The following is a 10,178-nucleotide window of genomic DNA, read 5'->3' as shown; positions in this document are numbered from 1 at the left end:
CGGATGACCCGCGGGCGGGGGGCTTCTTCGTGGAGCGGGGCTACTTTCTTCTTGCCCCGGGTCTGGAGGGCCCGCCATGGCCACGCCTACGCGGTGTCGGGGAGGAACAGGCCGCAGTGGCCCCGCCTTCGATCGGGCGACGCTGCACGGCTACCCCGGGGCCCGTTCCGCAGATCCCGCGATGACGCCGTGGCCCTTGCGGGCGTCCCCGTCCCCCCCTCTATTCTGAACGCGTTCAGTCGATCGCGGGTGGGGGACGGATGACCTTCTCAGGGAGACGATGGGCGGCGATGGCCGCCGTGTTCACCTGGGCGTGTGCGGGCTGCGCGAACGCCGGAGGTGACGCCGCTCGCGTGGACGAAGCAGCCCTCACCGGCACATGGGGCAACGCGGCCGGCGCTCACCTTCGACTGGAAGCCCACCGGGAAATGGCAGGAGAGGGCCTCACGCGCGCCCTGCTGGGAGGCACGCAATGCCCTGATGCGATAGCCGGGCGGTGGAGCTTCTTCAGCACGCCGGACGACGACGGCATGTCTTTTGTCGACGATCGGTTCACCAGCGGTGACCGCATCGCGCTGACGTTCGGCGATCCGGAGACCTCGTGCCTCTTGTCCGCTCTGATCCGCCGTGACGCACAAGGGCTCAGCCTCTGCCTGGTGGAGGACCCCGATGCGGACTGTTCCGCCGAGGAACTGCTCCGCGCCGAACCAGCGAAGCCGAACAAGCCGTGAAAGGACGCCCCTTCGGGCGGACGACTCTCCGCGCCGAGGGCCCAGGGTGGGCCCGGAGCGCGAAAATGCCCCCGACCCGCGCCGTGTGCGCAGGTCAGAGGCATGATCATTTTCCTTACTTCTTCTTGCCCTGGTTCTTGACGGCCTCAATGGCGGCCGCGGCGGCCTCCGGGTCGAGGTAGGTGCCGCCGGGGTTGAGGGGCTTGAAGTTCTCGTCCAGCTCGTAGGAGAGCGGGATGCCCGTCGGGATGTTGAGGCCCGCGATGTCGGCGTCGGAGACGCCGTCGAGGTGCTTCACCAGGGCGCGGAGGCTGTTGCCGTGGGCGGCGACCAGGACCGTGCGGCCGGCGAGGAGGTCCGGGACGATGCCGTCGTACCAGTACGGGAGCATGCGCTCGACGACGTCCTTGAGGCACTCGGTCTGCGGGCGCAGCTCCGGCGGGATCGTCGCGTAGCGGGCGTCGCCGGCCTGGGAGTACTCGTTGTCGTCGGCGAGCGGCGGCGGCGGGGTGTCGTACGAGCGGCGCCACAGCATGAACTGCTCCTCGCCGAACTCGGCGAGGGTCTGGGCCTTGTCCTTGCCCTGGAGGGCGCCGTAGTGACGCTCGTTCAGGCGCCAGGAGCGGTGGACGGGGATCCAGTGGCGGTCCGCGGACTCGAGCGCGAGCTGCGCGGTGCGGATGGCGCGCTTCTGGAGGGAGGTGTGCAGCACGTCGGGGAGCAGGCCGGCGTCCTTGAGCAGCTCGCCGCCGCGCGTCGCCTCCTTCTCACCCTTCGCGGTGAGGTTCACGTCCACCCATCCGGTGAACAGATTCTTCTCGTTCCACTCGCTCTCGCCGTGGCGGAGGAGGATCAGCTTGTACGGTGCGTCGGCCATGCGTACGAGCCTAATGGACCGCTGACGATTGACGCGCGTCGTCAATTCGCTGGCGTCCGCCTGCCGAGATGCGTAAGTTTCGAGAGCCGTCAGAGGGACTTACAGCACGCAGGGGGCGCACCACACATGTCCATCGCTTCGCTCAGACGATCGGCGCAAGCCACCGTCTCCGGCCTTCCGCAGGGCTTCTGGTGGCTCTGGCTGTCGACCCTGGTCAACAGGACCGGGGCCTTCGTCCTCACTTTCCTCTCCCTCTACCTGACGACCGAGCTCGGGCACTCCGCGTGGTTCGCCGGTCTCGTCGTCGCCCTGCACGGTCTCGGCGGTGTCGCCGGCTCCCCGCTCGGCGGCGTGCTGACCGACCGCTGGGGCCGCCGGCCCACGATGGTCACCATGCACCTGGCGGCCGCCGCCTGCGCCGCCGCGCTCGCCTTCGTCACCAGCGCCTGGGGCGTGGCCCTGGTCGTGCTGCTGATGGGTGTGGCCATGCAGGCCGTGCGGCCGTCGATCAACGCGACGATCGCCGACATGGTCCCCGCCGACGACGTGCGCCGCGCCTACGCCCTCAACTACTGGGCGCTCAACCTCGGCTTCGCCGTCGCCTCCATCGCGGGCGGCGCCGCCGCCTTCCTCGGCTACCGCACCCTCTTCCTCGTCGACGCCGTCGCCACCACCCTCTGCGCCGTGATCGTCTTCCTGCGGCTGCCGGAGACCCGGCCGGAGCGGGCGGCGGCGAAGGACGGGGAGAAGGCGGCCGACGAGCGGGTGTCGACGCTCGACGTGCTGCGCGACGCGCCCTTCCGGACCCTCGTCCTGCTCAACCTGCTGGTCTGCGTGGTCTTCACCGCGCCCTGGATCGGCCTGCCGCTGACCATGGCCGGGCAGGGCCTGCCGCCGTCCTCGTACGGCATGGTGATCGCCGTCAACGGCATCGTGATCGTCGGGTTCCAGCTGCTGGTGAACAAGGTGACCGAGCGGCGTTCGCCGGTCGTCCTGCTGACCGTCTCCTCGCTGCTCTTCGCCGTCGGCACCGGCGCCACCGCGCTGGCCGGCTCGTCCGTCGCCTTCGCCGCGACCGTCGTCGTGTGGACGGTCGGCGAGATGGTGCACGTGCCGACGAACGCCGCCGCCACCGCCCGGCTCGCCCCGGAGCACGCCCGCGGCCGCTACCAGGGCGTGATGGGCATGTCGTGGGCGGTCGCCGGTTTCGTCGCGCCGATCCTGGCCGGCGCGATCGTCGACGGGCCCGGCTCGGACGTCCTGTGGGCCGGCACCTTCGGCATCGGCGTCCTCGCCGCCGTCGGCTACACCCTCCGGCTGCGCAGGGCGCTGGCCGAGGCGGAGCCGGTGGCCGCGGTGGTCCCGGCCGCCGCCCCGGTCAGTCCCGTTCCGGCGGAGCCGGAGCCGGTGCCGCCGCGGAAGCCGGAGCAGGAGCCCGCGTCAAGCTCCTGAACGCGTCGAGGTTCCGCGTCGGCTCGCCCCGGGAGACCCGCCAGGCGTACTCCCGCCGGATGGCCGACGCGAAGCCGAGTTCGAGCAGCGTGTTGAAGTCGCCGTCCGCCGCCTCCAGGACCGAGCCGAGCAGCCGGTCCAGCTCCTCCGGCGTGACGGCGGCCAGCGGCAGTTTGCCGGCGAGGTAGATGTCGCCGAGCCGGTCGATCGCGTACCCCACCCCGTACAGCCTGAGGTTCCGTTCGAGGAGCCAGCGGTGGACGCCGGCCTCGTTCTCGTCCGGGTGGCGGACGACGAAGGCGTTGAGGGAGAGGGAGTGGCGGCCGACCCGCAGCGACAGCGTGGTGAACAGCTTGCGGGTGCCGGGGAGTTTGACCACGTACGAGCCGGGCTCGGTGCTCTCCCACTCCAGTTCGGCCTCGGTGAGCGTGTCCTCGACGATCCGCCGGGCGTCGGTCCGCCGTGCGTCCTGAGCGTCAGCCATGGTGGGAGCGTACGCGACGGTGGTGCGCTTGCTGGCGGTGGTCGTGCATGGCGGCCGTGTACACGTCGGCGGTGCCCGACGCGGCCGTGTCCCAGCCGAAGGACTCGGCGTGCCGCGCCGCCGCCTCGCCCATCCGGACGGTGAGTCCCGGGTCGGCGGCGAAACGATCCAGCACCCGCGCGTACTCCGCGGGGTCGTGGCCCCGCACCAGGAAGCCGGTCCGCTCGTCCCGTACGGCGACGGGCAGACCGCCCACCGCGGCCGCGACGACCGGGGTGCCGGCCGCCTGCGCCTCGATCGCGACCAGCCCGAAGGACTCGCTGTACGAGGGCATGACGAGGACCGACGCGGCCCGGAACCAGTCCGCGAGCCGCTCCTGGCCCACCGGCGGGTGGAAGCACACCAGGTCGGCGATGCCCAGCCGGGCGGCGAGCTTCTGCAGCTGCTCCGGCTTGGCGAGGCCGCTGCCGCTGGGGCCGCCGACGACCGGGACCACCATGCGGGAGCGCAGCGAGGGGTCCCGGTCGACCATCAGGGCGGCGGCGCGCAGCAGCACGTCCGGGGCCTTGAGCGGCTGGATCCGGCCGGCGAAGACCGGCACGAAGGCGTCCTGCGGCAGACCGAGGCGGGCGCGGGCGGCGGCCCGGCCGTCGGCGGGCCGGAAGCGGTCGAGGTTGACCCCGGGGTGGACCACCGCGATCTTGCCGGGGTCCGCCTCGTAGAAGCGGGCCAGCTCGTCGGCCTCCTCGGTGGTGTTGGCGATCAGCCGGTCGGCGGCGGCGACGACCTGCGTCTCGCCGATGACCCGGGCGGCGGGTTCGGGGGTGTCGCCCTCGGCGAGCGAGGCGTTCTTCACCTTGGCCATGGTGTGCATGGCGTGGACCAGCGGCACGCCCCACCGCTCGGCGGCGAGCCAGCCGACGTGGCCGGAGAGCCAGTAGTGCGAGTGGACCAGGTCGTAGTGGCCGGGGCGGTGGCCCGCCCACGCCTGCATCACGCCGTGCGTGAAGGCGCAGAGCTGGGCCGGCAGCTCCTCCTTGGCGAGCCCCTCGTACGGGCCGGCGTCGACGTGCCGCACCAGGACGCCGGGCGCCAGCTCGACCACCGGGGGGAGCCCGCCGGTGGTGGCCCGGGTGAAGATCTCGACCTCGATGTCGATGGCGGCGAGCCGCTTGGCGAGCTCGACGATGTAGACGTTCATGCCGCCCGCGTCGCCGGTGCCGGGCTGGTGGAGCGGGGAGGTGTGCACGGAGAGCATGGCCACCCGGCGGGGGAACCGGGGACGGCCCGGCAGCCGGAGCCGGGAGGGTGCTGCCGGGTGCCGGTGCCGGGTGCCGGCGAACCGGGACACGTACTGGCTCACGTCGGCGGTCCTTCCGCGAGAGGGGCCTGGCGTGCGCACATGACAGGCGGAGGGCGCGGTCACGTCCTCCGCCCCGCACAACACCGGAACGACATCTTTCATTTCCGTCACGTCCGGCGTTTTGCAAATTCATTACGCGGAAGACCGCCGGAGTTGGGCCGGAGACCACGGGCGACCCCCCGGGGGAGGCCTCGGGGGGTCGCCCGAGATCCCCCCGAGGCGCGGCGGAGGCCACCGCAGGGCACGCCCGGAACCCCCCGAGGGCACACCCGGGATTGCCCCCGAGGGCACAACCTGGGCCACCTCGGGGCACGCCCGGGATCCCTCCGAGGGCGCACCGGGGGGGGCGCCCCGGGGCACGCCCGAGACCACCCCGAGGGCGCACCCGCCCCTCCGAGGGCACGCCGAAGACCCCTCCTGGGGCACGTCCGAGACCGCCGCGCGCCGCCCTCCGCGTCCCCTCCGTATCCTCGTGCCATGGCCCCGCGCACCACCCGCCCCGTCGGCACCCCGACCCGCGGGACCACCAACCCGAACCGGCTGCGCCGCATGGACCGCTGGATCGCCGCCGTCCACGGCCCCGCCCTGCGCCGCTCCCCCGAGCCGCCCGTCGCCGTCGACCTCGGGTACGGAGCCGCCCCCTGGACCGCCGTGGAGCTGCTGGCGCGGCTGCGCACCGCCGAGCCCCGCACCCGGCTGTACGGGATCGAGATCGAGCCCGCCAGGGTCGAGGCCGCGAAGCCGTACGAGGAGCGGCACGAGGGGCTGCGCTTCGTGCACGGCGGCTTCGAGGTGCCGGTGCCGGGGGCGCCCGCGCTGATCCGGGCCGCGAACGTGCTGCGCCAGTACGACGAGGAGCAGGTCGCGGCCGTGTGGGAGCGGCTCTGCGGGCGGCTCGCGCCCGGCGGGCTGCTCGTCGAGGGGACCTGCGACGAGATCGGGCGCCGGCACGTGTGGGTGGCGCTCGACCGGGGCGGCCCGCGCACGGTCACCCTCGCGACCCGGCTCGGCTCCCTCGACCGCCCCTCCGACCTGGCCGAACGCCTCCCGAAGGCGCTGATCCACCGCAACGTGCCGGGCGAGCCGGTGCACGCCTTCCTGCGGGACTTCGACCGGGCCTGGGCGGCGGCCGCCCCGTACGCCTCCCTGGGCGCCCGGCAGCGCTGGATCCGCTCCGTCCGCGAGCTGGCGGCGGACTGGCCGGTCACGGACGGCCCGAAGCGGTGGCGCCAGGGCGAGGTCACGGTGCGCTGGGAGGCGCTGGCGCCGCGCCCTTAGGCGGCCGTACGGCCCCGAGGGGCGACACCCCGACACCCCGACACCCCGACGCCCCGGCACCGCACCGCGCCGCACCGCGCCGCACCGCGCCGCACCGCGCCGCGACGCCCGCCCCACCCTCCTCTTCGCTCCGCCGTCACCGGGAACGTCATCGGCTTGTCGACCGTCACTCTGGTGGGGTGCCTGTCGTTTTCCGTTTCCACATGGCACTATCGCCAGGACCACACAAGTTACTGACGGTAAATCAGAAAGTGGCCCAGGGGGGTACACCCGGGCCACGAGGGGGAGCCAGTGAACCGACGACGCCGACGTCCGTACGCCGCCGCCGCGGTCACCGTGGCCTGCGCCCTGGCCCTCCTGGCCTCGCCGGCGCTCGCCCTCCAGGCCGCCGCGGCCCCGCTGCCGCCGCCCCCGCCGAAGAAGACCCTCGAAGAGGTCCGTACGGAGATCGAGGGCCTCTACCGCCAGGCGGCCGCCGCCACCGACGCGTACAACCTCGCCGAGGAGCGCACCGAGACGCAGTCCGCCGAGATCGTCCGGCTCGCCCGCATGATCGAGAGCGGCCGCGAGCGGATCGACGCCCTCAAGGCCCAGGCCGGCGCCGCAGCCCGCGCCCAGTACCGCACCGGCGGCATCCCCGAGAGCGCCCAGCTCGCCCTCACCGGCGACCCGCAGCTCTTCCTCGACACGGCGGGACGGCTCCGCGAGGGCGCCAAGGCCACCACCGACCTCGTCGGCGAACTCTCCCGCGCCCAGGCCGAGCTGAACACCTACGCCACGGAGGCCGGCGACAACTGGACGAAGCTGGAGGCCGACCGCGTCCGGCAGGCCGCGGCGAAGAAGGAGATCAACGACAAGATCGCCGCCGCGAAGAAGCTGGAGAGCGAGCTCGCCGCCGAGGAGCGCGAGCGGCTGCGCCGCCTGGAGGAGCTGGCCCGGCAGCGGGCGCAGACGAAGTGGGTGGACTCCGGCATCCTGGACGAACTCAGCGCCGAGGCCACCTCCGAGGGCCGCAAGGCGATCGAGTCCGCCCTCGCGCAGGTCGGCAAGCCGTACGTGTGGGGGGCCGAGGGCCCCGACTCCTTCGACTGCTCCGGCCTGACCCAGTCCGCCTGGGCGGCCGCCGGCAAGCGCATCCCGCGCACCTCGCAGGAGCAGTGGCGGCTCCTCCCCCGCGTGCAGCCGAAGGACATGCTTCCCGGCGACCTGATCGTCTACTACAAGGACGCCAGCCACATCGGCATGTACATCGGCGACGGGAAGATGGTCCACGCCCCCCGGCCCGGCCGGAACGTGACCGTGGCGGGCGCCGGCTCGATGGAGATCCTCGGCATCGTCCGCCCGACCTGACACACATCAGGCCCCGAGTGACCTTTCTCATGGGTCCGGGGCCCGCCCGCGCCCGCCCGGGGCGCAACTACCTCCCCTTCCGCGGCATATGCCAAGGAAGACCCGGCCGCCCGCGGAGTGATCGCCATTCCGCCGGGCGCCGCACTGCCGCTATGGTCCCGGACGGGCGGGACGCCACCCGGCGCCCGGCGCACCCTCGGGGGAGGGAAGGAAACCCGGACCGATGCCCGTATCCGTACCCCGTCAGAGAAACGTCTCTGCCGCGGGGCAAGGCGACACCGCCACCATGGACGCCACCGCTGTCACAGACGCAGGAACCGGCACAGGCGCAGGCACAGGCACAGGAACCGACCGCGACCGCACCGACCTCACCCTCCTGGTCGTCGAGGACGACCCGGCGGGCGCCCTCGCCGTACCCGAACTGCTCGACGCCGCCGACGCCTCGGGCACCCGGATCCGGATCCGTACCGCCCGCAACCTCACCGAGGCCGAGCGGCTCCTCACCGACGACGTGCACTGCGTGCTCGTCGACCTCTCGCTGCCCGTGCCCCGGGGCGCGGCCGACGAGGACCCGCTCGCCCCCCTCCGGCACATCCTGCGCCTCGCGCCCCGGCACGCCGTCCTGGCCCTCGCCCCCTCCGCCGACGCGGAGCTGGCCGCCGAGGCGGTACGGGTCGGGGCCCAGGACCACCTCTTCCGCGAGGAGCTCGACGGCCGGCTGCTGAGCCGCGCCATCCGGTACGCGGTCGAGCGCAAGCGCAACGACGCCGCCAAGGTGAAGCTGGCCGAGTCCCGGCTGCGCGCCCAGGAGAACGCCCGCCTGGAGCGCGGTCTGCTGCCCACCCCCCTCCTGGAGGGCTCCGACCTCCGCTTCGCGGCCAGCTACCGGCCCGGCCGGTCCCGCGCGCTGCTCGGCGGCGACTTCTACGACGTCGTCCGCACCCCGGACGGCACCGTCCACGCCATGATCGGCGACGTCTGCGGCCACGGCCCCGACGAGGCCGCCCTCGGCGTCGAGCTGCGGATCGCCTGGCGCGCCCTGACCTTCGCCGGGCTCTGCGGGGACGAGCTGCTCTCCACCCTCCAGCAGGTCCTGGAGCACGAGCGGGAGAGCGAGGAGATCTTCGCGACCCTCTGCACGGTCGACATCGCGCCCGACGGGCGCCGCGCCGGGCTCTGCCTGGCCGGCCACCCGGCGCCGCTGGTCGCCCAGCGGGGCGGCACGGCCCGTCTGCTGCCGTACGAGGACGGGGGCCCGGCCCTGGGCCTGCTGCCGCGCGCCCGGTGGCCGCGCCGGCAGGTCGAGCTGGGCGGGGCGTGGAGCCTGATGCTCTACACCGACGGTCTGATCGAGGGCCGGACCGCCGGCCCCGGCTCGCCGCGGCTCGGCCAGGACGGCATGGTCGACATGATCAACCGGCAGCTGGCCGGCGGTCTGCGCGGCGAGACGCTCCTCGAAGCGGCGATGGCGGAGGCCCGGGCGCTCAACGGCGGCGAGCTGACGGACGACGTGGCGCTCCTCGCGCTGGAACGCGAGAAGGCCCGGGGGTGACAGCCCCCCGGGCCTCCGGGTCCCGCCGGTCCTACCGGCCGCCGTTGTAGGGGCCGTACGGCCCGTCGCTGCTGGAGCCGCCGCGCCGGCCCCCGCCGCCTCCGCCGCCCATGACCTGCTTGAGGGCGGGACGGACGTCCACCATGAAGACGATGGCGGCGATCAGGCCCGCGATGAGCAGGAAGAGGAGGCCGGGGAGGAGCAGGTTCAGGGCGAGGTTGACCCCGAGGAGGATCAGCCAGAACTTCTTCGTCTGCTTGTCCGCCGCCCGGTAGGCGTCCTCCCTGACCATCGCCGCGATGACGAACGAGGCGACGGCGAAGCCGGTGAAGACCAGGAACATCAGCAGGTTGAGGGTGTTGTCGAACCGGTCCATCAGCATGCTGGACACCGCCTAGGGGTCATGGGGTATTTACGCCTCGCGGTCAAGGTACCCGTTTCAACGCTCCGGGCCCCAGGAATGGTGCCCGGGTCCGCTATTCGGCCTCGCCGACCGTGGCGTCGGCCTTCGCCGCCGCCTTCCTGGCGGGGGCCTTGCGGGTGGCCGTCCTCCGGGCGGCGGGCTTGGCCGTCGGCGCGGCCTCGGCCGCGGGCTCCGGCTCCGCGACCGGCGCCTCGGCCGCCGGCGCCTCGGGCTCGGCCTCCGGCTCCGGCTCGACCACGACCGTGATCTCGGTGGCCGGCTCGGCGGTCTCGCCGCGCCAGGCACGGACGGACTCCTCGCCCAGGGCGGCGACCTCCTCGTACTTCTCGCGCGCCTTCACCGCATACTCGGCGGCCACGCCGACGCCCCGCAGGGCCAGGTCCTGGGCGGTCTCGCCCAGCTTCTTGAGGTCCGTGTCGAGACCGCCGACGACCCCGACGACCCCGACGACCGTGGCCTGCACCTTCTCCTGGACCTTCTCCTGCACGGCCTTGGGGTCGGTCTTCCGCACGGCCTCGATCCGGCCGGGCGCCTCGGCGGCGAGCTGCTCGATCAGGGCGGGCACCTTGCGGGCCTGGCGCACGGCGAGGTCGGCGGTGCCGGCGGCGAAGTAGAGGGGGGTACGCAGTTCGTCGATGATGGCCATGCTGGTGGTCCTCCCGGTGGG

The 10,178-nt window shown here is 73.5% G+C and carries 10 protein-coding genes; 5 read left to right on the top strand and 5 right to left on the bottom strand.

The window, feature by feature from the left end:
• Positions 1-353 precede the first annotated feature (353 nt).
• Complete coding sequence (locus tag ACFQ8C_RS25790) at positions 354-731, top strand: hypothetical protein (RefSeq protein ID WP_383461739.1); 378 nt, start codon at positions 354-356, stop codon at positions 729-731.
• Positions 732-846: 115 nt separating this feature from the next.
• Here the strand turns inward: ACFQ8C_RS25790 and ACFQ8C_RS25785 are convergent, their stop codons facing one another.
• Positions 847-1,608 (bottom strand): phosphoglyceromutase, encoded by a 762-nt coding sequence (locus ACFQ8C_RS25785; RefSeq protein ID WP_383461737.1) that lies wholly within the window; start codon positions 1,606-1,608, stop codon positions 847-849.
• A 126-nt stretch (positions 1,609-1,734) separates the two neighbouring features.
• Between ACFQ8C_RS25785 and ACFQ8C_RS25780 the strand changes: the two genes are divergently transcribed.
• Positions 1,735-3,060 carry an MDR family MFS transporter gene (locus ACFQ8C_RS25780; protein ID WP_383461735.1) on the top strand — a complete coding sequence of 442 codons (1,326 nt, stop codon included), beginning with the start codon at positions 1,735-1,737 and terminating at the stop codon, positions 3,058-3,060.
• Here the strand turns inward: ACFQ8C_RS25780 and ACFQ8C_RS25775 are convergent.
• The gene (locus ACFQ8C_RS25775; RefSeq protein ID WP_383461733.1) at positions 2,987-3,544 is read right to left on the bottom strand and encodes a YbjN domain-containing protein; all 558 of its coding nucleotides are present in this window, start codon (positions 3,542-3,544) and stop codon (positions 2,987-2,989) included. The genes ACFQ8C_RS25780 and ACFQ8C_RS25775 overlap by 74 nt on opposite strands.
• Positions 3,537-4,907: a D-inositol-3-phosphate glycosyltransferase gene (gene mshA, locus ACFQ8C_RS25770; RefSeq protein WP_383461731.1), complete on the bottom strand. Its 1,371-nt coding sequence runs from the start codon at positions 4,905-4,907 to the stop codon at positions 3,537-3,539. The genes ACFQ8C_RS25775 and mshA overlap by 8 nt, the downstream gene beginning before the upstream one ends.
• Before the next feature lie 477 nt (positions 4,908-5,384).
• On the opposite strand from mshA, the gene ACFQ8C_RS25765 reads away from it, so the two are divergent.
• The 3 genes from ACFQ8C_RS25765 (at position 5,385) to ACFQ8C_RS25755 (ending at position 9,087) form a co-directional block, all read left to right on the top strand.
• The gene (locus ACFQ8C_RS25765) at positions 5,385-6,185 is read left to right on the top strand and encodes a class I SAM-dependent methyltransferase (RefSeq protein ID WP_383461730.1); all 801 of its coding nucleotides are present in this window, start codon (positions 5,385-5,387) and stop codon (positions 6,183-6,185) included.
• Positions 6,186-6,476: 291 nt separating this feature from the next.
• Positions 6,477-7,535 carry a C40 family peptidase gene (locus tag ACFQ8C_RS25760; RefSeq protein ID WP_383461728.1) on the top strand — a complete coding sequence of 353 codons (1,059 nt, stop codon included), beginning with the start codon at positions 6,477-6,479 and terminating at the stop codon, positions 7,533-7,535.
• 286 nt (positions 7,536-7,821) lie between these two features.
• Positions 7,822-9,087, top strand: a complete 1,266-nt coding sequence (locus ACFQ8C_RS25755; protein WP_383461726.1) for a PP2C family protein-serine/threonine phosphatase — start codon at positions 7,822-7,824, stop codon at positions 9,085-9,087.
• A gap of 31 nt (positions 9,088-9,118) precedes the next feature.
• Here ACFQ8C_RS25755 and ACFQ8C_RS25750 read toward each other — a convergent pair whose 3' ends face one another.
• Both ACFQ8C_RS25750 and ACFQ8C_RS25745 read right to left on the bottom strand, forming a co-directional pair.
• Positions 9,119-9,469, bottom strand: a complete 351-nt coding sequence (locus ACFQ8C_RS25750) for a DUF2516 family protein (protein WP_383461743.1) — start codon at positions 9,467-9,469, stop codon at positions 9,119-9,121.
• Between the two features lie 94 nt (positions 9,470-9,563).
• The gene (locus ACFQ8C_RS25745) at positions 9,564-10,157 is read right to left on the bottom strand and encodes a hypothetical protein (protein ID WP_383461724.1); all 594 of its coding nucleotides are present in this window, start codon (positions 10,155-10,157) and stop codon (positions 9,564-9,566) included.
• Positions 10,158-10,178: the final 21 nt, after the last annotated feature.

Origin of the sequence: Streptomyces sp. NPDC056503 (genome assembly GCF_042794995.1) — a bacterium.
GTDB lineage: Bacteria > Actinomycetota > Actinomycetes > Streptomycetales > Streptomycetaceae > Streptomyces.
Note: the sequence above shows the minus strand (reverse complement) of the source record. Positions and strands in the feature narration are given on the sequence as shown.

Excerpts from the sequence above, each read along its gene's own strand:
- ACFQ8C_RS25785 (WP_383461737.1), bottom strand. The coding sequence starts at position 1,608 with ATGGCCGACGCACCGTACAAGCTGATCCTCCTCCGCCACGGCGAGAGC.
- ACFQ8C_RS25780 (WP_383461735.1), top strand. The coding sequence starts at position 1,735 with ATGTCCATCGCTTCGCTCAGACGATCGGCGCAAGCCACCGTCTCCGGC.
- ACFQ8C_RS25775 (WP_383461733.1), bottom strand. The coding sequence starts at position 3,544 with ATGGCTGACGCTCAGGACGCACGGCGGACCGACGCCCGGCGGATCGTC.
- ACFQ8C_RS25765 (WP_383461730.1), top strand. The coding sequence starts at position 5,385 with ATGGCCCCGCGCACCACCCGCCCCGTCGGCACCCCGACCCGCGGGACC.
- ACFQ8C_RS25755 (WP_383461726.1), top strand. The coding sequence starts at position 7,822 with ATGGACGCCACCGCTGTCACAGACGCAGGAACCGGCACAGGCGCAGGC.
- ACFQ8C_RS25750 (WP_383461743.1), bottom strand. The coding sequence starts at position 9,469 with ATGCTGATGGACCGGTTCGACAACACCCTCAACCTGCTGATGTTCCTG.
- ACFQ8C_RS25745 (WP_383461724.1), bottom strand. The coding sequence starts at position 10,157 with ATGGCCATCATCGACGAACTGCGTACCCCCCTCTACTTCGCCGCCGGC.